Below are 24,600 nucleotides of genomic sequence, written 5' to 3' on the forward strand. Positions count from 1 at the left end.
AGCTACCTCCGAACGTTCAAGTTTAGCCCGGCTAGGGCTCATCGGGTAAGCTAGAAGTTGGCAAGCTATCTGCAGGTAAATCGCCCTTTCAGAAGCACCATAAAATTTTTACAGCTGAATCGCTATGTCATTGAAAATGCACGGTGCACTTTAGCCAGTTTTTACACCAAAATCGGCAGAACTCTGAGGTTGTGGAGAGCTTGGGCGGTTTCGGATCCGGCTATAACATTTGGGCACACTCATAAGCGATCATTGGGTGTGACAAGATAAATCGTAACAAATGAGTGGCAAATCGGCTTTTGTGACAGTATCAGGGCGTCAACCACCTTAATGTGACATCTTGCCATGCCTCGCATCGGATACGCCCGCGTCAGCACGACGAGCCAAGACCTGGGAATTCAGCAGGCCAAGCTGAAGGCGGCGGGCTGCGAGATTATCCGTGCCGAGACAAGCTCCGGGGCATTCCGCGACGGCCGCACTGAGCTTGCCACGGTTTTTGAGTTTCTGCGCTAAGGTGACGAACTGGTCGTCCATCGACTTGATCGGCTCGGCCGATCGACACGCGACGTCCTAAATTTGGTTCATGAGCTGGACGCCAAGGGAGCTTCACTGCGGGTCCTTGAGCCGGAGGTGACGACCGCAGGCGACATGGGCCGCATGGTCATCACCATTCTCGGCATGGTGGCTGACATGGAACTCAAGTTCTTCCGCAACCGGCAGCGGGCCGGTATCGATGCGGCTAAAGACAAGGGCGTCTACAAAGGCCGGCAGAAGCGGGTCAACGATGACGCTATTTGCCGCTTGGCATCGGAAGGCGTGCCTAAAGCACAGATTGCCCGTGATCTCGGCGTGTCGCGCATGACCATCTATCGGGCTCTGGAAAAGCAGAAGGCGGAGGCAAAGATGAATGAGAATTCGTAAGCGTCCGGCCGATGCCGTGGTAGGCGACCGGCAGCTTTCAGCGTGTGTCCTCGGCCTGGCTTATGACAATTCTGGGTGGCAAGCTGCCGCTACGGTGGTTCTATCTGCTGCTCAGTCCCCGGTGGATGTTCACTCAGGTGCAGCGACCACTTGCTGTCAGTGCGCACCATCTCAATGTGAAACACTGTGCCGTCGGCCAGCGGGTTTTGATACCAGCAGTGGATGCGGCTATCCTCGACTGCCAGAAATTCAATCGAGTAGAGATCGACGTATGAGCCGATGTGTTGAGAAAGTGCTTCGGCAATTTCGAGCGCGCCAATTCGATTAGATGAGAGCATTCGAGATCAATCCATGAGGGGCCAATATCTGCAACGGGTCGCTTCCCGCACGGCAGGAATTTTTCAGAAGCGTGGCAAAGCCGCAAGACCGCTTTCAGGATCGCGCATCAGCCCTGCTCACGGCCGGTCGTGGGTGGATTTCGGAATGTCGGGTTCATCACCTGAGCAAGGCGGAAAACCCGAGACCCGCGCGGTCCGACGTGGGCTAGCAGTGCATATGGGCCTCACGTCAGTTGGTTAAAAGCTAGGCTACTGGCTCTAGCAATCCGCTTCCCCATCCTTGTTGATTGGCGTTATCCGGTAGCCCGCCGGCAGGATTTCAAAGACCCTAGCCCGGGTATCGGGATTAAATTGATACAATCGAATCTCACCATTTGGATGGATCGCGATTTCCATGACGAAACGAACCCGCCTGTCGAATTTCTCTAAGTCTCTAGCTGAAACAGCATCGAAGAATCGCTTTTCATCATAGTCATATTTGCAATCACCTACAGCTACTGACATGGGGATTGGATTGCTGGACCGACGAAAACGTTCGGAATGGCTTGATGGTGCGAGAGTGATGAACTCTTCTCGATACGATACATCTATATCCCGATCGACATTATTCGAAAAAAATAGAAAGCCGAGACTGGAGCAGCTTGTTGTAGTGAAAAACAACATAACAAGAGTGATTGCCCTCAACATATCCATCACTCCCGCATCAATTACACCACCTTCATGGCTCGGTTAGACGGGCTGTCGTGTGGCCCGGCGTCTGGCGGAATGCCATTTCCAAATGGGTCATCTCATTGAATACCTCAACCATGGCTGAACGATGTCCACAGTGGGGTCGCTTTCAGAATCTCGGCTTTCGGTGAGAAACCCGCTGAAGCTGCCCGGCAGGTATCGGGAGCGCGCATACGCCTCGCTCATGGCCGATGATGGGTGGATTTCTGAAGGGCAGTAATCCGTCGTATCAGTCATAGAGCCTGCGACTGGCAGCACTGGCGTAAGTCCGCGAAAGCAGGACGAGCTCATCCTCGAACTGCTGCGACAACAGGAAGTCGGCGTCTTCCAGCACGGCAGCTCGCATCGCACCGAGCAGGGCACGGCTCAGCACAAAAAGCTGAATCCGATCCAGCGGAGTTCCGCTGCGGCTCGCCATGCCCGCTTCAGCTTGGGCGAAGGCCGCCTGCAACTCTCCAGCTGAAAGCTGACCCAGCAACGCCAACACCACCACTCGCCGCGCACGTGTTCGTTCGCCGAAGGCGCGCAGAAAGGTTCGGATCGCTTGTCGGTCGGGAGCGAGGCTGCCCGCTTTGGGTCCTGGATCGATGGTGAGTTCCGCGCCCACGCGCGCCATCTCGCGCCGGCCCATTTCTACCAGGATCGCATGTTTGTCCGGAAAATAGCGGTAGATTGAGCCGATCCCCACGCCGGCGCGTTCAGCTATGGCGTTGGTGTTGAATCCAGCCTCGCCCGTGATCTCCAGAACCTGAGCAGCCGCCTCAAGAATCACGTCTACGGTGGCCAGCGAGCGTTGCTGGCGCGGGATAACCCTCTGCTCAGGAACAACTTGTTCGTTCATACTCGCCATGCCTTGCCCCTCTTGGAACTGGAGTAAAAAAAGCGGAGCTTTGCTCATATCGTTGTCGAAGTCGAGGATGGGGAGATGACGATGACTTGGGCAAAGGAGCGGTTGGATGCACTTGTTGCGGGCACGGCGATTACTCCGCCGGTTGTGGAGACGCTGCGGCTTGGCACCCTCCGGGAATGGGGCGAAGGCTGGATCAAGAAGGACTGGACGCCAGCGCCCGAGTTGCTGAATTCCGATGGCTCACTGTTCGGCGGCTACATAGCTGCGCTGGCGGACCAGGCTCTCGCGTTTGCCGCTATGACCATGGTGCCGCCCGATGCCGCGTTTCGGACCATCAACCTTCAGGTCAACTTCATCAGGGTCGGCCGGGCGCAGCCATTGTTGATCGAAGCCCGGGTCGTGGCGACTACAAAGCAGTTACTGACGGTTCGCGCGGATTTCCGCACAGACGACGGGAAGCTGATCGCCGAAGCCTCCGCGCAGCAGCTCGTCGCACCATTCGGGACCTGAGCGCGGACGCGGTGCAGGGCCAATCGATCTGGTCCTGTATGCCAAGCACCTGACACTTTTTGGTCGACCGCTTCGGGGTCGCTAGCTGAACGGCAGGAATTTTTCAGAAGCGAGGCAAAGCCGCCATTAGGACGGCGGCAGCTGCCGATCCAATTTACGCTGTTCCGATGCAGTACCGGAAACGTCTGCTTCGACCGGAAGCCGCCATTCCACGTTCGACCGCGTATCGGCTCTTTTTATGGACGGGAATGGGCGATATCCTGTCGTTGGCACGCCCGGACAATCCAAGCGAGAACACAAGAGACTATAGCGAAATCCAGCGCAACACTCCCAAACCCTACTCTCTTGGCTCAATGACGACCATGCTACGAAGCAAAGCTCGCAGCCCGGAAGGAGTCGTGCGTTCTGACGCACAGGCGTCCGCGACGAGGTGTTTTCTCAGGAATACTGTTGCAGCAGTCGCCACATCGTGCTGCACCGTTGCATAATGAGCAGGGGCCTTCGTCCCGTCTAAGCGTATCTTCGTTCCCGCGAATGCGTTGTGGTCTGCCTTCTCAAACACGAGCAAAAGATCGTCCGGGTTGGACGTTACGCGGAACGGACGCGTGCGAAGCTCGGGGTCCAAATTGGCCTCGAACGGCACAGTGTCCTGCCGACCGGTTATGTGAAGCACGGGCACCGACACTTCGTCGTAGAGCTTTGCCAGTTCTTCGTCCGCCATACCGTTGAGGGGCGGCGGGGGCGAAAGAGCAACGGCTGAGTCTACCCTCGCATCACCAAACGAAACAACACGACCTTGTGCCTTATACGATCGTCCGATGGCAGCGAAAACCGAGTGAGCCCCGAAAGAGTGCCCGACGACTGCGGTTCGGCCTATGTCACCTCTGATCCGTCCGCTGATTATACGCGCTTCGAGTTCGTCAAGAACGAAGGGAACGTCCAAGAAGCGATCAATCGCCACTCTTGGATCGGCAGCTGCTTCGGCAAGAGCCCTAAATCTCGCGCCTCGCGGCTTGGATTCCCAAACGCTCCGGTCGGACCCGGGGTGCTGCATCGTCACAACGATAAAGCCCCAACTGGCAAGTTGCTCCGAAAGATAGGTCAGACCATCTCGGCTCCCACCCAGACCATGCGACATTAGCACGATTGGAAATGGCCCGTTGCCGCTCGGAACTGCAACCCTGACGAGGACGCTTCTGTTGCGGTTCTCGTCGACCCACGCCTCATAGGATGACGTCCATTCATGAGGCCCGCGCTCATCGAAGCGAAGCGTACAGGCATGCTCAGATTTGGCAGGAACGTCACCGCTCGAGGCCGAAGCGCTCGCCAACGACGCGAGGGCAGCGGCCGCCGGAGCGAGGAAGGAAGCCGCCATCATCGCCTTTTTCATGCGTTACCTCTTATAGCGTTGCCTTCGATCGGAGATCGAAGCGCGCTCCGTACTCCGAGACAGCCAGTCGGTTCGAGTAACTTTGCCCGTCACCTAGCTTTCGGCGGGTCCGTGGTGTGCGAACCATCTTCTTGCTGTGGCCCGGATTGAACGAGCGGTCTCTCAATAAGCCTTCAACGTTTGCAGAAGGCCACAGCCTATGAGTACGGCAAAACAGCATTCAATCTTGTACTTCGATACCTGGCGGCGTGTACTCGGCAAAAGCTTTTTCATCGTCGGGTTTATAAATGCGAAATATCATCGAGAACGCTCCGGGAGGAACGGGTAGCCAGTTATGTCGCTCCATCTTGCCGTCGCTGGATATCGTCACAACTATTGAACCGTCCGGCTCCCTGACGAGATCTTGGCTGGCACTATTGATCGCGAAGCGGTCGATATCGTTTCTGTATAGGAAGAGCCTTCCATCCGGCTGCAGGTCATAGGCTGTGAGGGACCAAAAAGACTTCGTCGGCACATCTGCCGGCAGCTGAATGCGGTAATGATTTCGGCCATGAAGCGGATTTCCGTCCCGGTCGGCGTCGGTTCGGAAATATGCCGCTTCTTCGACGGGCAATGCACCAAGACCGGAGAGCGCAATCGCTGCACGCACATGCGAGGGAGCGGCAACAGTTCCAGTCGCAGGGTGTACAGAACGCCAGCTGCCGACGGTTTCGGTCGCGAAGCCCTTCTTCAAATCTTCTAACAGCTCGGGCATGAGTGTTCGCCAGCGCGATTTCACGAGCTCGGGGAGATTCTCCCACGATGGGCCTTCGAGTCCAAGACCTGCACAGCGCAGTTTCGGCAAAGCAGCACCTATAGACTTTGGCGGCGGGCCAGCAGCCAACTCTGTATTGACGCTGGCCAGCAGCGCGTCAGCGCTTGACGTGCCAGTCGGCAGCTCTGGCAAAGCTGGAACATGGCCGGCAAGGCTTAGGGCCTCCTGAATGGTCCTTGCCTGAGCCAAGTCGTCGGGTCCGGCTACGAAGACCCGCGCGATCATCCATCCGCGCGCAACTGGCAAATAGATGTCATCTTGTCCCGCTTGGCTGGACTTTGCACCCGGGCCTTGCAGCCAGAGTTCCCGCTTTTTGACTGACGACGGGTGAACGATTGCGAGATGGTCACCTGCCATATCCATCACGGCGACTGAAACATATCGGCCCGGGGCAACGACCGGAACCGATAATTGTAAGGGGCCTTCAGAAAGATCAAACCAGGCGGCCGAGTAGAGAGTATCAACATTGGGCGCGGTAACTCTGCGATCTTCCGGCGTGGACAATCGCTGCCTGTGGCGAAATCGATTAAGGGGTGGCGCCGTTGCCATTCCGGGCCGAGCAAGCGCGGCGGCTCTGGTTCGGATCATCTCCCCGATCGGGAATGACAGGTGAAAGGCGTCCACGATCTGCTCGTCCGAGCAGCTCTGCACCTGCTGCTGTTGTGCTGCCACAGGAGGAGACGCTGTGAGGAGCAGCACACAGCACGAGACAAGGCAGGATCGAATTTTCAGAAGCGCCATCGTGTCTCAATTCCATAAGTTTGAGGCTCACCGAGAAAAGCATTAAAACTGCCCGGCTGCAGCACGCTGGCAAACACGATTTGCCGATAATAGACGTCGCCAAGATTTTGGGTGAAGGCGGAAACCTCCCAGCGACCCGCGGTGTCGCGGAGTCCCACGCGTCCACCCAGCAGGAAATAGCCGTCCTGCTCAGCTTGCGGCGCTAGATTGACAGCTGTGTTAATATCGGACTGGAGCCTGATGTTCGCTGAGGCGAAGCCGGACACCCTTCCAAAGAGCGGCTGATCAACCCTCGCCTGTGCCTGCCACATCCATTCGGGGGCGTTGACGATCTGCCGTCCGACCAGATTGGCCGGAGAGGTTGCATTCCCGTATTCTGTCGGATTCCAAGTCAAAGAAGTGTCGACGCTTACGGCTCGGTCCGGCTTGAGGTTCGCCTCAATCTCGATCCCGCGCGAGCGGACCTCAGCAGCATTGGAAATGATCGATTGCTGTCCGTCGAAGGCGTTCTGCTGGAAGTCAGTAAAGTCGGCTTGGAACAGGTTGACCGCGAAGGCCGCCTTGCCATTAACTGTACGATAACGGGCGCCAATCTCAATGTTGTCGACTTGCTCGGGTTCGAACAATAATCCCGCGGCTGAACCAAGGCCTGCTGACGGGTCGAGATTTATGCCGCCGGCCTTGTAGCCGCGAGACCAAGTTACATGAACGACTGAGCGACTGGACAGTTCGTAAGCAACCCCCGCGGTGCCGACCAGTGCTTCATCTGCAAACGTAGCATCGTAGTCAGGTGTTGCACAAAGCAGGCGCAATCCAGCCGGCACGCCCGGACGATCGCAGATCGGGCCATTAGAGAGGAACTGGCCGGAACCATCTTTCTCTTCCTGCAGCCAGCGCAGCCCCAGTGTCAGCTTCAGGCTGGGCAGCACTTCGATAATGTTATGCGTGAAAAACGAAAAACCCCGCGACGATTGGGAAAGGCGACGGTCGACGGCGCCAGTGCCGGCCGGAAAATTACCGGCAAGGTTGCCTGCTTGGCCTGGAAACGAACGCACAAGAAATGCCTCCATGTCGCTCCCGTAGACGTTGGCGCTTTGCTGCCGCGTCTGCTGGTCAAACGCAAAAGCACCAACAAGCCAGTCGACTGGCCCGGTTTGCCCCGATAAGGTCATCTCAGCAGTGAAAAACTTGTCTCTCGTATCCTCGAAGGCGATGCGAGCAATATCGAGGCTGTTGAAGTCAAGGTCGCCGGAGCGGCTCGCTTGGAAGTCGCGCCAGGAAAGCAATGTATGCCATTCGGCAAACCCCAGATCGACGTTTCCATCGAAGGTGAGACCCCACTCTTTGCTGCGCGCGCGGGGGAGAATTGAACTCGCCGCGGCGAAACTGTTCAGATCAGACGGAACGAAGCCCCCAAGGCTGGCGATGACCGGTGCACGAGCCCCCACAGCGACGTAAGGGGCCGCGCAACAGTCTTCGTTTTTCTCCGCATAGTCGGCGATGATCCTGAAGGTGGAGTTGATCGTCGGCGTGAACAGCGCTTGCCCGCGCAGACTGAACCGATCCCGGTTATTCATGTCGCGATCAAGACCGATATCGTCGATGAACCCGTCCCGCTTGTTGTACGCGCCGGACAAACGCACTGCCAGAAGATCATCAACGACAGGGGCGTTGAGAGCACCGGTGACGCGCAAGCCGTCCCGATTTTGAACAACGACATCAGCATAGCCGCCGAATTCGAACGTGGGCGCACGGGTGGTCAGCAAGATTGCACCGGCTGTAGTGTTCTTGCCAAATAGCGTGCCTTGGGGCCCTCGAAGCACTTCGATGCGCTCTACATCGAACAATTCGGAAAGAGCTATACCGGATCGCGACCGATAGATCCCGTCGACGAACACGCCCACTGAACCTTCAAGACCGAGATTTCCCCCCGAAGTTCCGACGCCGCGCAGCCGGATCACAGCATTCGTTTGCTCGCTCGATGCAGTCGTTATAACCAGAGATGGCGCAAGCCGAACAAGATCCTGCGTGTCGCGTATTGCTGCCAGATCCAGCGCTTCAGAGCTAAGAACGGTTACGGCCGCGGCAACTGTCGCAAGACTCTGGTCGCGGCGCTGCGCCGTAACCACGATCTCGCCTTCTGCATCTTCTGCTTCAACCGTCGTCGGCTCGGGATTCTGCGCTAAAACTGGAGTACTGACGCCTGCGAGCAACAGCCACGCGAGCGATCTTTCAAATCTTTGTGCCCTCATATCCCTTCCCCCTTGATCGTGGGCTCTTCAGGCAGCCCTTGCTCACCCTGATATCGAATGAGCGAAAGATTGTCGACAATATTGTCAACAATCTGCGACACGGTTACCAGCCCACGCGCTCGACTTCTGCCCGAACATCATCGTGCAGTTGGATGGCCATGGACTGGGCTTTTCGACCATTGCCTGAAGCGAGCGCAGCGTGCAGCACGCGCCAGTTTCGTACGGCACGCCGACGGAGAGGCGGGGTGGTGAAGCCGGTCGCTCCTAGAATGTTCGGCCAACCAGCTCGAACGTCAGCAAGCAGACTGGCCAATCTCGGCGCATTCGCAGCATCAAGCACCAGTTGGCCGAGGCGGAGTGTCACACGGAAGAAGCGATCCGGGGCAACAGACGTGCCCGCCAGCGCATCAAGTTCTTCGATACGCTTCCCAAGCTCGAGCAGTTCATCAACTGTGATTCGTTTGCTCGCCCGCTGCGCAGCTGCAGCAAAAAGGCTCGTTGCGATCTCGACGCTCTCGAAAATTGCCTCGCTGCTCATCGGAGACACGCTCGCACCCCGCATTGGCTCGATGACCACCACCCCCTTGCTCTCCAACAGGCGCAGAGCCTCCCGCACGCGGGCGCGACTGGCATTATACTGGGCCGCCAACTCCTGCTCTTTCAATCGCTCGCCTGGATAAAGGCGCCGCATCTGAATTTGCTGCAAGAGGTCCTGAACAATTTCCGCTGGGGTCGGCGGAGAATCGCGATTTTGGCGATCGGCTTGGATTGCATTCCGCGAACGCCCCTCATCCGACTGCCCGGTGTTGATCTGGTTGTTCATGCCGGGACTGGCCTATCACGAAAGCTGATTGTCAACAATCGGCTTGTATGTTTTATGCTGCTTGCGGTGCTGCGCAACCGTTTTCGCGGCCGCTTTGCCGGTGACGTTCGAACAGTCAGCGCCGCTTTGAAGCTGATGAAATCTTGCAACGTCAGCTGAGTGTCTGGGGTCAACTTTTGTCAGAAACTTACTCGTGGCGGTCAATGACATCGCGCAAGCTTGGGGAGTGACAACTATGATTTCCATGATTGCGGCAGCATCGTCCTGCTTTTGGCACGTCCCTATCGATCTGCCTCTCCCCGAAACGAATGTTGTTTATCTCAGGGGGGACTTCCAGCTGAAACATGGCCAGCGCCTAGCGATGGAAGGAGAGTTTCCCCATGCGCGGCACATGGGAATAAACATCCACGCACTACCGACCAATGCCGCCCTGGCCTCGGTCATCGATCAAGACATGGAGCCAATCCCGGGCCATGCCAACCCGTTCCGTTCAGGTGTCGATCGTGATGCTGAGGATCGATCTTGGCGCCTCGAGGTCGATCCAATGGCGCCAAAAGGACATGGTCATGGCATTATTGGCCTAGGCCAAAACGCGGCAGGCGAGTTTGCAGGCCGCGTGCTTCTGCGTATCTATCTGCCCGACGCCCAACACCCCGGAGGCGGCATTGCAATGCCGCGGGTCAGCCGAATCGACGCATTGGGTACTGAGGAACCTCTGGGGCAGAAATGTCCAGAAACTGCCAATCTCCCGCGGCCGCAGGAGCCGGGACCAACAGGCCTGCCAGCGGCACCCGGCGACTTTTCAAATCCGCTCGACTGGCGTGGCTCTGCCACTCCTGCCGGAGCCGACTTTGCCGATCTGTTTGTGAATCGTGACAACTCCTATGCCTACAGTATGATTGATTTTGCCTTGGGTGAGACCCTGTTGCTGAAAGGGAAAGCACCGAAGACATCCGCAACGCGCGAGGGGGCACAGTATGTTGCGGATGGAGACGTCCGGTACTGGTCGATTTGCGCTTATCGTTTCCCGAGCGACCGCACTGCGAACTGCCTCGCTGACGAAGATATTCCCCTCGATCCGGCGGGGAACTACACGATCGTAGTTGCGCCAACCGAGAGCCGACCGACCAATGCGCGATTCGAATGTGGCATCGCCTTTCTTCCGGCTGCGAACAGCGCGCAGGGTGGGCTGTTGCTTCGACACGTTGTTCCAGATCCCGATTTCCGACACACACCGCTCAATGTGCCATCTGGCGCCGACGCTTCTGATGTGCTTGGCCCCTATGAACCCGGTGGGCGGTACCTTTCGCGCGTAGAAGTCGAAGCAAAAGGGTGTCGATGATCTTTCGAGCAGGAGTGGGAAACGGGCGGCCGCTTGACCGAGATGGAGCTGAGCTAGGAAGCGGGCAAGGCTTATAGCTCCCCAAATTGCGCCAGCTTCATCCAGTCGATCGCCGATAAGCTGCCGCTCAGCAACTGGCACGGCTGCTGTCGCGGTGCCTTACCAGTCAGATAAACAGCGAGTGTCGGCTACTAGGACAAAGACTGCCGTTCGACACATCGTCGGGAAACGACGGCTTTGTCCCAGGTTTGGTCATCGAGGTTGATTGACGGAATGGTCCGCTCCGGGCCACCATGGACACCGACCACTAAACGCTTAGGACGAGCGGCAACAATTCCTGCGTCATTGCTGCCTGCGACCGATCCTATGATGGTTGCGCTGCGGCTAAGTCAGCATAAACCGATCATAAAAAGGCTGATGCCTTTTTTAGTCCTTCCCGCTCGCAAAGCGCCGAACCGAGTCTATCCGCACCAAGCGCCGACGTCCCACCTTCCGAGATTCCAATGTCCCATTATTTATAAGAACATAGGTATAAGTTCGACCTATACCCAAAACTTGGACGGTCTCGTTGACTGAGTAGAATATCCGTTCCATTTTGATGACCTCATTTCAAATATAAAATTTCATTTATTTATAAACACTCGCGCTCATCATCATCTTTGCGGTTCACAAGATCGTGATATATTCATTTGAAATCACCTAAAGATCGTATCTACAGTCATCGGAACACATCACTTATGATTTGTTCTTCGGTGATAAATATTCTGATTGAGGTTAGCTGCGGAAACAACCCGTTGGCGGGGCACGCCAGAAAATATTTTTTTTCGTGGCCATAGCGTGCGGGCACTGCGCAATTTCCGCAGGTGAGGTAGGGTGACGCAGAACGGCCCTCTCAGCACGCCACAACCACTTGGCGGCCCTGTTTAACTCAGCGCGATCTGCCTCGGGCGTTGCAGAGAGGAGCGCATCCCTCGCACCTTTTACCGATACATTGGCGAAAGGATTTTCGCCCTTGACGCAATCAGGCTCGTCAATGTGTAGTTGTAGCTCTTGGGCGCGTGCGCACTAAACTCCTCCAACTAGCGGGTGGCGCCTCCTCCAAGAATCTTGGACGTGCTCGACCCGGGCGATCCGCAGGAGCCACCGAGCCATCAACGCGCTAGCCATTGCAAAGCTAGGGGTCGGCTCGCGCACGGTGCCCAGTACAGGCTTAGCCTGCGTCAACCTACAACCAGCTCCGCCACGCCCTGCCGGACGTGCCTGACTGGCATTTGAGCCACGCTGGAATGAAAGCGACTTTCGGCGCTGATTGGGACGATGCAAGCGCCAGCACCCCCACCGGGGCTAAGCGGTAGAGCGTGTGGCGATCAGGCCCACAATAATGGCCCGCAGATGGCAAAACATCTCATGCCCTTCATCCATGGTCTGCGGCCTCCGCTGATGTGGGTGGCGATGCGGACACATCGCAAGCACCGCCCGAACCAGCGCGACGCCAGCAATCTTCAAATCCCGGTCATCAGAATGAAAGACACATCGGTGCCCCGACAGAAGAAAACCCCTGATAACTTGCCAGTCGTCGTACTCCATTGCGCGGTGCTTATCGAACGCTCATCGGTCAGCTCGCTTGCGCTGAGTGCTTCAGTTCGTCGAGATAATCACTCCACCACTGCGCCATCTCCACCCGCTCAGTCCAGTACTGGGCGCGGTTGTAGATGCTGCGGATCGCATTGGAGTCCTCATGTGCAAGTGCGCGCTCGATTGTGTCAGGGCGCCATTTGTTCGACTCGTTTAGCAACGTTGAAGCGGTCGATCGGAAGCCGTGGCCCGTCATCTCAGTACCGCTATACCCAAGACGCCTGAGCGCTTGGTTCACAGTGTTCTCGCTGATCGGCCGGCCACGTGCATGAAGGGAAGCGAAAACCAGTCCCTCTCGTCCTTGGAGTTCAGCCAGTTCGAGTAGCATGCCCACGACCTGGCGAGAGAGAGGCACACGGTGTTCCCTTCTGGCCTTCATCCGGCCCTCCGGGATGACCCACACCGCTTTGTCGAAGTTGAACTCGCGCCACTCGGCCAGCCGGAGCTCGCCGGGCCGCACGAAAACATGCGGTAGGATTTTGAGAGCGTAGTGGCTCGATGGGAAACCATCGAATGCGTCAATCGCACGTAGCAGCACGCCGAACTCCTGTGGCGCGGTTATTGCTGCATAGCTTTTAGCTACGGGCGCGAGCAGCGCACCGCGCAGGGGGGTGGCTGGGTCATTCGAGCAGCGTCCGGTTGCGTACCCATACATAAAGACTCGGCTTGCGAACGAGCGCGATTTCTTTGCGGTTTCGCGGTGCCCTTTTTTTTCGAGCTTCTGCAAAGCGGCGAGAAGCTCCTGTGGGGTGATTTCCGCAATCGGTCGGTGTCCAATCGACGGCCGTAGAAGGTCGAGGAACCAGCGGCTCTTCTTGATGGTGGCTGGAGCTAGGCCCTCCTTTTCCCGCTTCTCAATGAACTCCTCCGCAACATCTTCGAAGCGGTTGGCATTGCGGAACATGGCGGCGAGCTTGTCCTCACGGCGCTGTTGCACGGGATTTTCTCCGCGCGTCATAGCCAGCTTGGTCTCATCGCGCTTTGTGCGCGCCTCCTTTAAGGAGACTAGGGGATAGGATCCATATGAGAGCTTCTGCTCCCGCCCTTGGATTCGCACTTTGTGCTTCCAGAGCTTTGCGCCATTCGGGCGAATGAGCAGGTAGAGCCCACCGCCATCGCTGAGCTTATATTCCTTATCTCTCGGTTTTGCTTGCGAAATTTCAACAGCAGTGAGTGCCATGGGGGCCCCGAATCCAGAAATGCCGCCAACTTTCGCGCTAATTGGGGGCCGGGCCCCCTCTTCGGCCACCAGAGGCCCCCGATTGACGGCGAACGGGGCCGGACATTGGCGATCAAAAGTGAGACAAAAATGGCAGTTTTTCGGGGTTTTAGCAACCACCGGCGATCACTGCTAAACGGGTAAATGGTGCCCAGAAGAGGACTCGAACCTCCACGCCCTTGCGAGCGCCAGCACCTGAAGCTGGTGCGTCTACCAATTCCGCCATCTGGGCACGGTTTGCTTCCGGTCTTCGCTGCCGGATGCAGGGTAGGGGCGGGCCTTTAGCGAGGGCGGGGGGCGCATGTCAACGCAAACCTCGCGCGATATCTCGCCTTGCTCCTTCGCGCCGGGCTTCGCAGGCGGGATTCTGTCCTGACTCCCACAGGAACTCTTGCCCGCTGCGGTGCATTGAAGCATTGCGCAGCGCATTCCGGCCCGCCAGCAAGAGCAAACCGATCATGCCCACTTCCTCCTCTCCGCTTTCCGGCCAGCTCGTCACGATCTTCGGTGGCAGCGGCTACATCGGCAATTACGTCGCCCAGAGCCTGCTCGATTGCGGTGCGCGGCTGCGGCTCGCCAGTCGCAATCCGCAGAGCGGCTTTGCCTTGAAGCCGCTCGCCAATCTCGGGCAGCTGCAGTTCATGCCCTGCGACATCACGCGTGAGAGCCATGTCGAAGCCGCGCTCGACGGGGCCAGCTATATCGCAAACCTCGTCGGCGCATTCGAGGGCGATCTCATGACGCTGATGGGCGAGGCGCCCGGCACGATGGCCAAAATCGCCGCCGCCAAGGGTGCGCGCGCGATGGTGCATGTCAGCGCAATCGGGGCGGATGTCGGCTCCACCGCAGCCTACGCCCGGGCCAAGGCGCTGGGCGAGGAGCGGGTGCTGGCCGCCTTTCCGAACGCCACCGTGCTGCGTCCCTCGATCGTGTTCGGCAAGGACGACAATTTCCTCAACCTGTTCGGCGGCATGATCGAGATGCTGCCCGTCCTTCCGGTGTTCGGCCCCGAGGTGAAGCTGCAACTGGTCTATGCCGACGATGTGGCCGAGGCGGTGCGGACCGCGCTCGAACATCCGGACAGCCACGGCGGGCATATCTACGAACTCGGCGGGCCGGAACAGCTCACGATGATGGAGATTCACGAGCGCATCGCCGCCGCGCAAGGGCGCAAGCGGCGCTTCATCGCCATGCCCGATGGCGTGTCGAGCACCTTTGCCGCGCTGCCCGGCACCCCGATGAGCCGCGACCAGTGGACGCTGCTGAAGGCGGGCAATGTGGTGTCGGGCGAACACCGCACGCTGGCCGACATGGGGATCGAGCCGCGCCCGCTGGGCCTGTTCCTCGACAAGTGGATGCTGCGGTACCGCAAGCACGGCCGCTTCGGCGCGGAGAACGAGCGCGCCAAGGCGACACGCTGACGCCGATCCGCGAATCGGTGCGAGCGATCCTCGCGGGGTGATCCGGTCACAAGCAGCCGGGTCGCCGCCCGTGTAGGAGACACATGAGACACAGTCCAGGAACCGGAAAACCCGGCCCGCAGCCGCGCGAATATGCTCTCCGACGGGCGAAATCCTTGCGTGATGACGAAGGCGGGCGGGCATGGCGGGAACCTATGCCCCGCCATGCCCGGTAGGAAAGCGCCTTCGCGCGATCAGAGCGCCGCAGCGTAGAGCTTCAGCAGATCAGCCTTGCCTCTGGCGGCGGCCGCGGCGTCATAGGCCGGGCTGTCCGGCACCATCCAACCGTGATCCCCGGCATAGACCTGCACTGTCGCTGGCACATCCGCAGCATCGGCCGCTTCGGCGAAGGTGACCTTGTCCTGCGGGGCCTCGGCGTCATCGTCCTGCGCGATGGCGATCAGCAGGCTGGCATCGACCTTGTCTAGCACCTTATGCGGGCTCATCGGGTTATCCGGCCGGACAAGACCGCCGCCGTGGAAACTCGCCGCCGCCTTGATCCGCGACGGCACGGCGGCCGCGCTCCAGATGGTGAACGGCCCGCCCATGCAATAGCCCTGCGTGCCGATGCCCTGCGCCTGATCGACGCCTTCCTGACGGTCGAGCCAGTCGGCGATGGCGGTGGCATCGCGCATGATTGCGGGCGCATCCAGCTTGCCGCGCCATGGGCCGACCTTCTTGAATCCGCCATCCGCGATGAAGGCGGCGAAATCGGCGAATTGTTCGCCGGTGACGTCGCGGTAATAGGGGTTCACCACCAGCACGGCATAGCCTTCGCGCGCCAGATTGCGGGCGATGTTGCGCTTTGATTCGCGGATCCCGGCAATGTCGGGCCACAGGATCACGGCGGGGTGATTGCCGTTTTCGGGCTGGACGAAAAATCCGTCCAGCGTGCCGTCGGCGGTGGCGAAATTGACCCCGCGTTCGGTCAGGCCGGCGGCGGCAGGCTGGACAACGCCGGTGCCTTCACCCGGCGCGCAGGCCGCCAGCGCCGCTGCACCGCCGAGCGCGCCGAACTGGCGGCGGCTGATCGTTTGCCGGGCCCAATCGGCCAGTTTGTTCTCGTCGCACATGATGGTTTACTCCTGCTGGCCCCTCGCACCGCCTGATAGGCCGAGGCGGCAAGCATGGACAAGCGGCGATTCACGCGTCAACATGCCGGGCAAAACAACACGGGGAGAGCAGAGCCGATGGATATCATGCGGTGGGGGCTGGGGGCAGCCTTGTTGCTGTCAGCAGGGGCGCTGGCCAATTGCAGCCAGATTTTCGATGCTTCGGGCGCGGAGGGTGAGGGGATCACCCATGCCGCGCTGGTCGGGGCGGACGCGGACAGCGCCAACTGGATCAGCCACGGGCGCACCTATTCCGAACAGCGATATTCGCCGCTCGACGCGGTCAACACCGATACGGTCGGCGATCTGGGTCTGGCATGGTTTGCCGACATGGACACCGCGCGCGGACAGGAAGCGACCCCGCTGGTGATCGACGGCAAGCTGTACGTGACCACCGCGTGGAGCAAGGTGAAGGCGTTCGACGCCGCTACCGGCAAGCCATTGTGGCAATATGATCCGCAAGTGCCGGGCGAAACCGCGGTCAAGGCCTGCTGCGATACGGTCAACCGCGGCGTCGCGGCATGGGGCGACAAGCTGTTCCTCGGCACGCTGGATGGGCGGCTGGTGGCGCTGGACCGCGATACGGGCAACGTGGCGTGGGAGAAGGTCACGGTCGACCAATCCAAAAGCTACACCATCACCGGCGCGCCGCGCGTGATCGATGGCAAGGTAATCATCGGCAATGGCGGGGCCGAATTCGGCGTGCGCGGGTTTGTCGCGGCCTATGATGCCAATGACGGCGAGCAGTTGTGGAAGTTCTACACGGTTCCCGAAGGCGGCGACCCCAAGGACGCGCCCGCCTATCTGCAAAAGGCCGCCGAGACGTGGAACATGGACGTGCTGGGCGCGACAGACGCGATCGGCGGCGGCGGGACGGTGTGGGATTCGATGGCCTACGATCCCGAGCTTGACCTGCTGTATATCGGCGTCGGCAATGGTTCTCCGTGGAACCGCGCCTATCGTTCGCCCGGCGCGGACGGGACGGGGGAGGGCGACAACCTCTACTTGTCCAGCATCGTCGCGGTGCGGCCATCGACGGGCGAATATGTCTGGCATTACCAGACCACTCCGGGCGAAACGTGGGATTACACCGCCACGCAGCACATCATGCTGGCCGACATGACGATCGACGGCGCAGTGCGCAAAGTGCTGATGCAGGCGCCCAAGAACGGGTTTTTCTATGTGATCGACCGGGAAACCGGCAAGTTCATCAGCGCCAAGCCCTATGTTAGCGTGAACTGGGCGAGCGGAATCGATCCCGACACGGGCCGTCCGATCGAGAACCCCGAAACGCGGGTCGACAAGACTGGCAAGCCTGCGCTGGTGACGCCCGGCGCGCTGGGCGGGCATAACTGGCACCCGATGGCGTATCATCCGGGCGAGAACCTCGTTTACATCCCCGCGTTCGAGGCGGGGATGCTCTATGCGCCCGAAGCCGACTGGAAACCCGATACTGCGCGCGGCTTCAATGTCGGGTTCAATCTGGGTGCGGGCGATGTGCCGCCCGACGAAGGCTTCCGCAAGGAGGTCGCCGGTACGCTGAAGGGTATGCTGGTGGCGTGGGATCCGGTGCAGCAGGAACCGCGCTGGACGGTCGAGCATCCCGGCCCGTGGAACGGCGGCCTGCTGGCAACCGGCGGCGGGCTGGTGTTCCAAGGCACCACCGGCAGCGAGTTCAACGCCTATGATGCGGGCAGCGGCGACAAGCTGTGGAGCTTCGCCGCGCAGACCGGGGTGGTCGCACCGCCAGTCACCTACACTGTCGATGGCGAGCAATATGTCGCGGTGCTGGCGGGCTGGGGCGGGGCCTATGCGCTCAGCGTCGATGGCGACCTGATCGAGCGCAAGGCGCCGGTGCGCAACATCAGCCGCCTGCTGGTGTTCAAGCTCGGCGGCACGGCGAAACTGCCGCCCGCGCCGGAACTGGCCGCAACCCCGCTCGACCCGCCGCCGAGCCGTGCGAGCGCCGAGGTGATCGCGGTGGGACAGACCAAGTATGGCCGCTACTGCGCGGTCTGCCATGCGCCGGGCGCGGTCGGATCGACCGTGCTCCCCGATCTGCGGCGTGCGGGGTCACTGGAGAGCGCCTCTGCATGGAGCGCGGTCGTCCATGACGGCTTGCTCAAGGACAACGGCATGGCGAGCTTTGCCGGATCGCTCACCAAGGACGAGATCGAGGCGATCCGCGCCTACGTGATCCACCGTGCCAACGAGGACAAGGTGATCGAGGGGGCGGCGAAGAAAATCGCTCGCAAATGATGCGCGGCGGTGACCCCGTCGATATCCGCAACTGGCAGCGGCGGATGGACGGGATCACCACTTCGGGCAAGCTCGAGCCGCATGATCCAGCACGGCTGGCGGCGATCGGGGTACGCCATGTGGTCAACCTCGCGCTGGATAGCCACCCAGAGGCGCTGGCCGATGAGGCCGCGCTTATGGCGGCGGTGGGCATCGCCTACACCCACATCCCGGTGCCCTTTGATGCGCCGACCCGCGACCATGTCGCGGCGCTGGAACAGGCGCTGGCGGCGCACCACGGCCCGCATCATGTCCATTGCATCATGAACTACCGGGTGACTGCATTCTTCTACCTGATCGACTGTGCGGCAGGCGTGCCTGAAGCCGAGGCAGTGGCGCGTATGGCCATGGTGTGGAACCCACTGGAAAGCGACGACCCGCGCGCCGCCCCATGGCGGGCAATGTTGACCTAACCCCTGAACACCACCGTGCGCCCGCCGTTCATCAGCACCCGTTCCTGTGCGAACAGGCGCACCGCTTCGGCCAGCACGCGGCGTTCGATGTCGCGGCCCTTGCGCACCAGATCGGCGGGGCTGTCGGCGTGGGTGATGCGCTCGACGTCCTGATGGATGATCGGGCCTTCATCGAGGTCCGCGGTGACGAAATGCGCGGTCGCGCCGATGATTTTGACGCCGCGTTCGTGCGCCTGATGGTACGGCCGCGCACCCTTGAAACCGGGCAGGAAGCTATGGTGGATATTGATGCAGCGCCCTGCAAAATGCTCGGATTGTTCGTCCGAAAAGACCTGCATGTAACGCGCCAGCACGATCAGCTCGGCGCCCGTTTCGTCGGCCAGCGCGCGGAAGGCGGCTTCGGCCTGCTGCTTGGTGTCGGGCGTCACCGGGATGTGATGGAACGGAATGTCGCCGATATCGACCCGGATTGCGGCGTCGTGTGGGTGGTTGGAGACGATTGCCACCGGATCGATCGGCAATTCGCCGGTGCGCCAGCGATAGATCAGATCGACCAGGCAGTGATCGAACTTGCTGACGAGGATGATGGTTCGGCGCGGGCGGTCTTCGGCCACCATTGTCCATTCGAACGCATATTCTTCCGCCAGCGCTCCGAAATCGGCGCGCAGGGTTTCCGGTGTTGAGCCATCCGGGTCGAACACCACGCGCATGAAGAAGCGGTCGCCCCCACCGTTCCCCGCGCGATCGTTGAACTGTTGCGCGTCGAGGATGTTGCAATTGCGCTCGAACAGGAAGCCCGTGACCCGCGCGGTGATACCGGGCCGGTCAGCGCAGGCGAGGGTAAGTATCAGCGGCCCCATGCTTTTCACGCCCATGTTACTTGGCGAGCGCCGTCTCGCACTGGCTCATCAGCTCGGCGATGATTTCGGCGGCGGGTTCCTCCTTCGTCACCATGCCGACCGATTGCCCCGCCATGACGCTGCCGTTTTCGACATCGCCATCAATCACCGCGCGGCGCAGGGCGCCTGCCCAGAAGTGTTCAATCTGCAATTGCGCTTCGCCCATGTCGACCTCGCCCGCATCGAGCAGGGCTGCGACTTCGCGCTGCTTGGCGGTGAATTCCTCGGTGCCCTTGTTCTTCAAGGCGCGCACCGGAATGACCGGCAAGCGCGGATCGACCTGTACGGAAGCAATAGCCTCCCGGGCCGAGGCGCGGAAGAACGCCTTTTTGAAGTCGGGATGGGCGATGCTTTCGGTCGCGCAGGCAAATCGCGTGCCCAATTGCACGCCCGCCGCGCCCATTTCCAGATAGCCGGCAATCGCCTCGCCCCGGCCGATCCCGCCCGCGACGAAGATCAGGTGTTCGGCAGCCAGCGCGGGTAGGATTTCCTGCGCCAGAACACTGGTGGAGACCGGGCCGATATGGCCGCCCGCTTCCATCCCTTCGATCACCATCGCATCCGCGCCGGATCGCAGCAGTTTCTTCGCCAGCGCCAGCGTGGGCGCGAAGCAGATCACCTTGGTATCGCCGCCATCTTTGATGGCTTCGACAGAACCCTTGGGCGGAATGCCGCCCGCCAACACCACATGGGTGACGCCATGCTTGCGGCACACCGCGATCAGATCGAACAGCGCGGGGTGCATGGTGATGAGGTTCACGCCAAAGGGCTTGGTCGTCAGCGCCTTGGTCGCCGCGATTTCGCGGTCGAGCAATTCAGGCGTCATCGCCCCGCAGGCGATTACGCCGAACCCGCCCGCATTGGAGATCGCGGCAACAAGGTTGCGCTCCGACACCCAGCTCATCGCGCCGCACATGATCGCGGTTTCGCAGCCGAGGAAGTCCGTACCGCGCTGCATGAAGGCAGCGGTGATGGGAAAATTGTTCATGGGCGGGCGATTAGTCGCAAGCGGCGCGCATCGCAAGCGGCGCAGCGGCGACAGGGTGCGGACAAGGTTACCGTGACATTGCAACCGCGGCCGTTGCAAGTCGAACCTGTGACCGAACTATGATTACTCTTTCACGAAACTTTCTTACGTGTGTCCGCAACGTGTAACGATTTTCTGGCATTGGCGGCGCGTCAGCCGGTCCTCTCCACTCTCCCCTCCGGTTGGCACAGTTTCGACGGACAAACCTACAAAGGAACCTTCATTATGGCCGCTCGTCTTGTCCTGCCCGCCATCGCCCTTGCACTTGCTGCGCCGGTGGTTGCCCAGCCGACTTCTGTCTCCGTGCCCTATGGTGACCTTGATCTTACCAAAGCCGCCGGGCGCGATGCGCTCGAACGCCGCCTGACCCGCGCCGCACATCAGGTTTGCGGCACCTATACGGCACGCGATCTCGCTACGATCCGGCACCAGAAGGCCTGCGTTGCCGAGACCCGCGAGAGCTACCGACCGCAGGTCGAGGTCGCGCTCAACGCCGCCAATGCCCGCCGGGTGGCGGGGCTGGCGCAAAAGATCGGGCTGCTCGCCAGCTTCTGATCGCTGGATTGAACACCTGACGGGGCGGCCTCGCACATGCGCGGCCGCCCCGTTTGCGTATCAGCGATAGGTGATGCGCACTGTGGCCGCCGCGTCTTTGGCCAGATCGACCGCGCTTCCCGCATCGGCTGCGCGGGCGAGGGCGAGGCCCATCCGGCGGTAGGGCCGGGTCACAGGCTTGCCGAAGATGCGCACATCGACGGCTGCGGGATCGAGCGCCAGCGCTTCGGCCAGACCTTCAAACGCGAAATCGTCGCAATCGCGGTCGGCCAGGATCACGGCGGAGGCTGCTGGGCGCGCAGCGATGCTATCCGGCACCGGCAGGCCCAGAATGGCGCGGGCGTGAAGATCGAATTCGTTCAGGTCTTGGCTGACCAGCGTCACCATGCCGGTGTCGTGCGGGCGCGGCGACAATTCGGAGAAGATCACCTCCTCGCCGCGAACGAAGAATTCCACGCCATACAGCCCCCAGCCGCGACCTTCGCCTTGCAGCGCCATGACGACCTTCGCGGCCATGTCCTGCGCCTTGGCAAGCGCGACCGGTGACATTGCGGCGGGCTGCCAGCTTTCGCGATAATCGCCGCGTTCCTGCCGGTGACCGATCGGGGGGCAGAACGAAATTCCGTCCTTGTGCCGGACGGTCAGCAGCGTGATTTCGTAGTCGAAGGCGATGAACTGTTCCAAGATCACCCGCGCCCGGTCGCCGCGCATATTGGCGACCGCATATTCCCACGCAGCCTCGAGCGCCTCGGCGGAATCGACTTTGCTCTGGCCCTTGCCCGATGATGACATGACGGGCTTCATGACCAGCGGATAACCGATCAGCGCGGCCACCTCGCGCGCTTCGGCAAAGCTTTGCGCGTAGCCATATTGCGATGTGGTGAGCCCCAATTCGCCCGCCGCAAGATCGCGGATCGCATCGCGGTTCATGGTCGATTGTGCGGCGCGCGCGGAAGGCACGACGGTGAACCCTTCCGTCTCCAGATCGGCCAGCACCTCGGTGCGGATCGCTTCGATTTCGGGAACGATCAGATCGGGCCGGTACTTTTCCGCCGCCGCCCGCAAGGCCGCGCCGTCGAGCATGGAAAACACCTCGCGCCCATCGGCCAGCTGCATCGCGGGGGCTTCGTCATAGCTGTCGCAGGCGATTACCCGCGCGCCGAGGCGCTTGGCAGAAATCACGAATTCGCGGCCCAGCTCGCCCGAACCGAGCAGCAGGATGGTGGCAATGTGGCTCATGAACGCGGTTTAGCGATACGCTTGCCCGAGTCCAGCGAAGGCAGATCGTGCGGCGTCCGCGCTGTCTGTTCATGTCACGGGGAAGAAGAAGTGCAGTCCTTCGGCAAGCACAGGACAAACGGGTAAAAGAAGGTGCTTCACGCCACCCGGCGATAACCGGCAACGGCAACCCGCCCACCGCCCCCCGCGCGCGCCAGCACGAGGCCGAGTTCGGCTTCGCGCAGAGTCCAGTCGACTGTGCATTCCACCCGCGCCAACCCGGCGCTGGCGGTCAATTGCGGCGCGCGGGCCGAGGCGGGGACTGCCAGCGCGGCGAAGGTCTGCACCGCGTCTTCGGCCCATTCGCGGGCAGCGCGCAGGCTCATCACCGGCAGCAGCACGCCAAAGCGTTCGCCATCGAGCTGCGCCAGTTCGTGCCCGGGCAGCGCCATTGTTTCGAGGAACTTGGCAAACCCCCACAGGATCTCGTCTGCAGTGCGCTGGCCATAACGCAGCAGCAGCGCGCGCGTGCCGTCGACAGCGAACACTGCGACCATCTGACCGCCGCCGCCTGCCAGATGCCGCCGCAGGCCGGCGCAGAAGGCCTGACGGTTGGCGAGCCCGGTCAGCGGGTCGGTGACGGCGCGGTTGTAAAGCTCGCCCTCGAGCAGGCGCAGCCGCTGGACCGAGCGCAGCAGGCACAGCGCGCCGTCGATGCTGCCGTCGTTGTCGATCATCGGGCGCAAGCTGAACGCGTACCAGCGTTGGCCATGTGGGACGCCAGCGGGATCCTGCGCTGCAGCGGCGGCCACCGGAAACTCGACCCAGCCTGAAGGCTGCGCGCCTTGCAGCACGGCGCTGACATGATCGCCGAGGGTGGCGGCATGATCGCATTCGGCAAGATCGGTAATATGCGGCAGCAGCAGCGCTTCGCTGAAATCGAACCCGAGTTGCGCGATGTTGGCAGTGGCATGGATGATGAAGCCGCGCCGGTCGATCCTGATAACAATATCGCCCGAGGCATCCTCGATCAGGCCGTGAAGCACACGGCCCTCCACATCACTCAAACCAATTTTCATGCCGACAATGCCCCAGCGGTTTAACGATAAATTCGCCATTCGCCTTCAGCCACATTCATATCGAAACTAACCCTTGCATCTTCAGGAAGAACATTTCCCCTGTTTTCCTGAATTATACTGTAGTTTTCGTTAGTTTCGTAAATCTAATAGACTAAAAAACGAATCACCTCTGGGTTTTGTTTACCATATTTCTAAATTTCGGTAGCTATCGTGTTCAATTGGGTCAGGCAGTCTGCTTTTGCGGCAATGCGTGATCTGTAGTCTTACATCTCAATCATGATCCGCACGGCGCCCGGCGTGGTGCTGCAGGCTTCGGCAATCCGCTTGCGGCAGTCTTCGATCAGCAGTCCGATGTCGGCGCTTGCACCCCTCGTCTCGGCCAGTTCGCCGGACGACACGCCCAGCGCTTCGGCAATGGCATCGATACGTTCGGGCAGTGGGCGCGCCTTGCCTTTCTCCCACGCCCAGACAGTCGGCTTGCTGACGCCGAGCCGGAGCGCGACATCGGCAAGGGTGAGGCCGGCCTCGCGCCGCAGCCGGTTGAGCCGCAGGCCGAGCGCCTCTCCGGCGTCGGCCCCTGCCGGTTGCGCGCCAGCGGCGATCACCGTTGATGCAGCTTCGGTGACCGGCAGCCCCTGCAATTGCGCAGCGGCAAGTGCGGCCGCCCCAAGCGGGGCAGCAAATGCGCAGCCATAAAGCTGCTCGCTGCGCCACATGATCATGGCTTCCACCGATCCTGCTTCGGGCAAATCCAGCGCCAGTTGTTCGCCGGTCGCGAGATCCAGCCCGGTTTCCAGCAACAATCCGCTGGCAGAGATATTGTGGACGACGACATTCGCCTCGCGTCCGCTGGGCAGCACACCGCTGGCTTCCAGCCGTAGATCGCGGCGAGGCGTGGCACGCTGGCCTTCGCCGGGTGCGGTAGGTTCTAGGTGGGCCTTGATGGCCATAGGTGCGACTCCGCTTCTTTTTCCG

The 24,600-nt window shown here is 60.6% G+C and carries 23 protein-coding genes and 1 tRNA gene; 7 read left to right on the forward strand and 17 right to left on the reverse strand.

Annotation, left to right across the window (positions count from 1 at the left end; genetic code table 11):
• Nucleotides 1–327 precede the first annotated feature (327 nt).
• Nucleotides 328–534, reverse strand: a complete 207-nt coding sequence (locus J3454_RS16200; protein WP_502878583.1) for a hypothetical protein — start codon at nucleotides 532–534, stop codon at nucleotides 328–330.
• Here J3454_RS16200 and J3454_RS16205 point away from each other — a divergent pair.
• The gene (locus J3454_RS16205) at nucleotides 523–921 is read left to right on the forward strand and encodes a recombinase family protein (protein WP_502878591.1); all 399 of its coding nucleotides are present in this window, start codon (nucleotides 523–525) and stop codon (nucleotides 919–921) included. The genes J3454_RS16200 and J3454_RS16205 overlap by 12 nt on opposite strands.
• An 89-nt stretch (nucleotides 922–1,010) precedes the next feature.
• Here the strand turns inward: J3454_RS16205 and J3454_RS11095 are convergent, their stop codons facing one another.
• The 3 genes from J3454_RS11095 to J3454_RS11105 all read right to left on the reverse strand — a co-directional run bounded on the left by J3454_RS11095 (nucleotide 1,011) and on the right by J3454_RS11105 (nucleotide 2,829).
• Nucleotides 1,011–1,259, reverse strand: coding sequence for a hypothetical protein (locus J3454_RS11095; RefSeq protein ID WP_349513812.1), 249 nt, complete (start codon nucleotides 1,257–1,259; stop codon nucleotides 1,011–1,013).
• 258 nt (nucleotides 1,260–1,517) lie between these two features.
• Nucleotides 1,518–1,955, reverse strand: a complete 438-nt coding sequence (locus tag J3454_RS11100; protein ID WP_349513813.1) for a hypothetical protein — start codon at nucleotides 1,953–1,955, stop codon at nucleotides 1,518–1,520.
• Between the two features lie 262 nt (nucleotides 1,956–2,217).
• Nucleotides 2,218–2,829, reverse strand: coding sequence for a TetR/AcrR family transcriptional regulator (locus J3454_RS11105; RefSeq protein WP_349513814.1), 612 nt, complete (start codon nucleotides 2,827–2,829; stop codon nucleotides 2,218–2,220).
• A gap of 84 nt (nucleotides 2,830–2,913) precedes the next feature.
• On the opposite strand from J3454_RS11105, the gene J3454_RS11110 reads away from it, so the two are divergent.
• Nucleotides 2,914–3,348, forward strand: a complete 435-nt coding sequence (locus tag J3454_RS11110) for a PaaI family thioesterase (protein WP_349513815.1) — start codon at nucleotides 2,914–2,916, stop codon at nucleotides 3,346–3,348.
• Between the two features lie 337 nt (nucleotides 3,349–3,685).
• Here the strand turns inward: J3454_RS11110 and J3454_RS11115 are convergent, their stop codons facing one another.
• The 4 genes from J3454_RS11115 to J3454_RS11130 form a co-directional block, all read right to left on the reverse strand.
• Nucleotides 3,686–4,738, reverse strand: coding sequence for an alpha/beta hydrolase family protein (locus J3454_RS11115; RefSeq protein WP_349513816.1), 1,053 nt, complete (start codon nucleotides 4,736–4,738; stop codon nucleotides 3,686–3,688).
• Between the two features lie 220 nt (nucleotides 4,739–4,958).
• Nucleotides 4,959–6,293, reverse strand: coding sequence for a DUF1214 domain-containing protein (locus J3454_RS11120; RefSeq protein WP_349513817.1), 1,335 nt, complete (start codon nucleotides 6,291–6,293; stop codon nucleotides 4,959–4,961).
• Nucleotides 6,281–8,545, reverse strand: a complete 2,265-nt coding sequence (locus tag J3454_RS11125; RefSeq protein WP_349513818.1) for a TonB-dependent receptor — start codon at nucleotides 8,543–8,545, stop codon at nucleotides 6,281–6,283. The genes J3454_RS11120 and J3454_RS11125 overlap by 13 nt, the downstream gene beginning before the upstream one ends.
• Before the next feature lie 103 nt (nucleotides 8,546–8,648).
• Nucleotides 8,649–9,368, reverse strand: coding sequence for a GntR family transcriptional regulator (locus tag J3454_RS11130; protein WP_349513819.1), 720 nt, complete (start codon nucleotides 9,366–9,368; stop codon nucleotides 8,649–8,651).
• Between the two features lie 193 nt (nucleotides 9,369–9,561).
• Between J3454_RS11130 and J3454_RS11135 the strand changes: the two genes are divergently transcribed.
• Nucleotides 9,562–10,710 (forward strand): hypothetical protein, encoded by a 1,149-nt coding sequence (locus tag J3454_RS11135; RefSeq protein WP_349513820.1) that lies wholly within the window; start codon nucleotides 9,562–9,564, stop codon nucleotides 10,708–10,710.
• A gap of 426 nt (nucleotides 10,711–11,136) precedes the next feature.
• Here J3454_RS11135 and J3454_RS11140 read toward each other — a convergent pair whose 3' ends face one another.
• The 3 genes from J3454_RS11140 to J3454_RS11150 all read right to left on the reverse strand — a co-directional run bounded on the left by J3454_RS11140 (nucleotide 11,137) and on the right by J3454_RS11150 (nucleotide 13,796).
• Nucleotides 11,137–11,304 carry a helix-turn-helix domain-containing protein gene (locus tag J3454_RS11140; protein ID WP_349513821.1) on the reverse strand — a complete coding sequence of 56 codons (168 nt, stop codon included), beginning with the start codon at nucleotides 11,302–11,304 and terminating at the stop codon, nucleotides 11,137–11,139.
• A 1,021-nt stretch (nucleotides 11,305–12,325) separates the two neighbouring features.
• The gene (locus J3454_RS11145; protein WP_349513822.1) at nucleotides 12,326–13,525 is read right to left on the reverse strand and encodes a tyrosine-type recombinase/integrase; all 1,200 of its coding nucleotides are present in this window, start codon (nucleotides 13,523–13,525) and stop codon (nucleotides 12,326–12,328) included.
• Between the two features lie 184 nt (nucleotides 13,526–13,709).
• Nucleotides 13,710–13,796, reverse strand: a tRNA-Leu gene (locus tag J3454_RS11150).
• Between the two features lie 226 nt (nucleotides 13,797–14,022).
• Between J3454_RS11150 and J3454_RS11155 the strand changes: the two genes are divergently transcribed.
• On the forward strand, nucleotides 14,023–14,985 hold the full coding sequence (locus J3454_RS11155) for a complex I NDUFA9 subunit family protein (RefSeq protein ID WP_349513823.1): 963 nt from the start codon (nucleotides 14,023–14,025) through the stop codon (nucleotides 14,983–14,985).
• A gap of 233 nt (nucleotides 14,986–15,218) precedes the next feature.
• On the opposite strand, the gene J3454_RS11160 is transcribed toward J3454_RS11155, so the two are convergent.
• Nucleotides 15,219–16,097, reverse strand: coding sequence for a dienelactone hydrolase family protein (locus J3454_RS11160; RefSeq protein ID WP_349513824.1), 879 nt, complete (start codon nucleotides 16,095–16,097; stop codon nucleotides 15,219–15,221).
• A 117-nt stretch (nucleotides 16,098–16,214) separates the two neighbouring features.
• Here J3454_RS11160 and J3454_RS11165 point away from each other — a divergent pair, with 117 nt between their 5' ends.
• Nucleotides 16,215–18,395 carry a PQQ-dependent dehydrogenase, methanol/ethanol family gene (locus tag J3454_RS11165; RefSeq protein ID WP_502878584.1) on the forward strand — a complete coding sequence of 727 codons (2,181 nt, stop codon included), beginning with the start codon at nucleotides 16,215–16,217 and terminating at the stop codon, nucleotides 18,393–18,395.
• Complete coding sequence (locus J3454_RS11170; protein WP_349513825.1) at nucleotides 18,392–18,847, forward strand: protein tyrosine phosphatase family protein; 456 nt, start codon at nucleotides 18,392–18,394, stop codon at nucleotides 18,845–18,847. Before J3454_RS11165 ends, J3454_RS11170 begins: the two co-directional genes overlap by 4 nt.
• Here the strand turns inward: J3454_RS11170 and purU are convergent.
• The gene (gene purU, locus J3454_RS11175; protein ID WP_349513946.1) at nucleotides 18,844–19,707 is read right to left on the reverse strand and encodes a formyltetrahydrofolate deformylase; all 864 of its coding nucleotides are present in this window, start codon (nucleotides 19,705–19,707) and stop codon (nucleotides 18,844–18,846) included. The genes J3454_RS11170 and purU overlap by 4 nt on opposite strands.
• 16 nt (nucleotides 19,708–19,723) lie before the next feature.
• Nucleotides 19,724–20,734 carry an NAD(P)H-dependent flavin oxidoreductase gene (locus J3454_RS11180; protein ID WP_349513826.1) on the reverse strand — a complete coding sequence of 337 codons (1,011 nt, stop codon included), beginning with the start codon at nucleotides 20,732–20,734 and terminating at the stop codon, nucleotides 19,724–19,726.
• A gap of 264 nt (nucleotides 20,735–20,998) precedes the next feature.
• On the opposite strand from J3454_RS11180, the gene J3454_RS11185 reads away from it, so the two are divergent.
• Nucleotides 20,999–21,328, forward strand: coding sequence for a UrcA family protein (locus J3454_RS11185; RefSeq protein WP_349513827.1), 330 nt, complete (start codon nucleotides 20,999–21,001; stop codon nucleotides 21,326–21,328).
• A gap of 60 nt (nucleotides 21,329–21,388) precedes the next feature.
• Here J3454_RS11185 and purT read toward each other — a convergent pair whose 3' ends face one another.
• The 3 genes from purT to J3454_RS11200 form a co-directional block, all read right to left on the reverse strand.
• Nucleotides 21,389–22,567, reverse strand: coding sequence for a formate-dependent phosphoribosylglycinamide formyltransferase (gene purT, locus J3454_RS11190; RefSeq protein ID WP_349513828.1), 1,179 nt, complete (start codon nucleotides 22,565–22,567; stop codon nucleotides 21,389–21,391).
• A gap of 137 nt (nucleotides 22,568–22,704) precedes the next feature.
• Nucleotides 22,705–23,625, reverse strand: a complete 921-nt coding sequence (locus J3454_RS11195; protein WP_349513829.1) for a GGDEF domain-containing protein — start codon at nucleotides 23,623–23,625, stop codon at nucleotides 22,705–22,707.
• 263 nt (nucleotides 23,626–23,888) lie between these two features.
• Entirely contained in the window at nucleotides 23,889–24,575 is a 687-nt protein-coding gene (locus J3454_RS11200) for a helix-turn-helix domain-containing protein (RefSeq protein ID WP_349513830.1), read from the reverse strand.
• Between the last annotated feature and the right edge of the window lie 25 nt (nucleotides 24,576–24,600).

The sequence above is a fragment of the Erythrobacter sp. NFXS35 genome, assembly GCF_040148725.1.
Taxonomy (GTDB): domain Bacteria; phylum Pseudomonadota; class Alphaproteobacteria; order Sphingomonadales; family Sphingomonadaceae; genus Erythrobacter.

Excerpts from the sequence above, each read along its gene's own strand:
- J3454_RS11200 (WP_349513830.1), bottom strand. The coding sequence starts at position 24,575 with ATGGCCATCAAGGCCCACCTAGAACCTACCGCACCCGGCGAAGGCCAG.
- J3454_RS11120 (WP_349513817.1), bottom strand. The coding sequence starts at position 6,293 with ATGGCGCTTCTGAAAATTCGATCCTGCCTTGTCTCGTGCTGTGTGCTG.
- J3454_RS11105 (WP_349513814.1), bottom strand. The coding sequence starts at position 2,829 with ATGAACGAACAAGTTGTTCCTGAGCAGAGGGTTATCCCGCGCCAGCAA.
- J3454_RS11125 (WP_349513818.1), bottom strand. The coding sequence starts at position 8,545 with ATGAGGGCACAAAGATTTGAAAGATCGCTCGCGTGGCTGTTGCTCGCA.
- J3454_RS11170 (WP_349513825.1), top strand. The coding sequence starts at position 18,392 with ATGATGCGCGGCGGTGACCCCGTCGATATCCGCAACTGGCAGCGGCGG.
- J3454_RS11180 (WP_349513826.1), bottom strand. The coding sequence starts at position 20,734 with ATGAACAATTTTCCCATCACCGCTGCCTTCATGCAGCGCGGTACGGAC.
- J3454_RS11145 (WP_349513822.1), bottom strand. The coding sequence starts at position 13,525 with ATGGCACTCACTGCTGTTGAAATTTCGCAAGCAAAACCGAGAGATAAG.
- J3454_RS11130 (WP_349513819.1), bottom strand. The coding sequence starts at position 9,368 with ATGAACAACCAGATCAACACCGGGCAGTCGGATGAGGGGCGTTCGCGG.
- J3454_RS11155 (WP_349513823.1), top strand. The coding sequence starts at position 14,023 with ATGCCCACTTCCTCCTCTCCGCTTTCCGGCCAGCTCGTCACGATCTTC.
- J3454_RS11110 (WP_349513815.1), top strand. The coding sequence starts at position 2,914 with ATGACGATGACTTGGGCAAAGGAGCGGTTGGATGCACTTGTTGCGGGC.
- J3454_RS16200 (WP_502878583.1), bottom strand. The coding sequence starts at position 534 with ATGGACGACCAGTTCGTCACCTTAGCGCAGAAACTCAAAAACCGTGGC.
- J3454_RS11140 (WP_349513821.1), bottom strand. The coding sequence starts at position 11,304 with ATGGAACGGATATTCTACTCAGTCAACGAGACCGTCCAAGTTTTGGGT.
- J3454_RS11165 (WP_502878584.1), top strand. The coding sequence starts at position 16,215 with ATGGATATCATGCGGTGGGGGCTGGGGGCAGCCTTGTTGCTGTCAGCA.
- J3454_RS11160 (WP_349513824.1), bottom strand. The coding sequence starts at position 16,097 with ATGTGCGACGAGAACAAACTGGCCGATTGGGCCCGGCAAACGATCAGC.
- purU (WP_349513946.1), bottom strand. The coding sequence starts at position 19,707 with ATGGGGCCGCTGATACTTACCCTCGCCTGCGCTGACCGGCCCGGTATC.
- J3454_RS11115 (WP_349513816.1), bottom strand. The coding sequence starts at position 4,738 with ATGAAAAAGGCGATGATGGCGGCTTCCTTCCTCGCTCCGGCGGCCGCT.
- purT (WP_349513828.1), bottom strand. The coding sequence starts at position 22,567 with ATGAGCCACATTGCCACCATCCTGCTGCTCGGTTCGGGCGAGCTGGGC.
- J3454_RS11185 (WP_349513827.1), top strand. The coding sequence starts at position 20,999 with ATGGCCGCTCGTCTTGTCCTGCCCGCCATCGCCCTTGCACTTGCTGCG.
- J3454_RS11095 (WP_349513812.1), bottom strand. The coding sequence starts at position 1,259 with ATGCTCTCATCTAATCGAATTGGCGCGCTCGAAATTGCCGAAGCACTT.
- J3454_RS11195 (WP_349513829.1), bottom strand. The coding sequence starts at position 23,625 with ATGAAAATTGGTTTGAGTGATGTGGAGGGCCGTGTGCTTCACGGCCTG.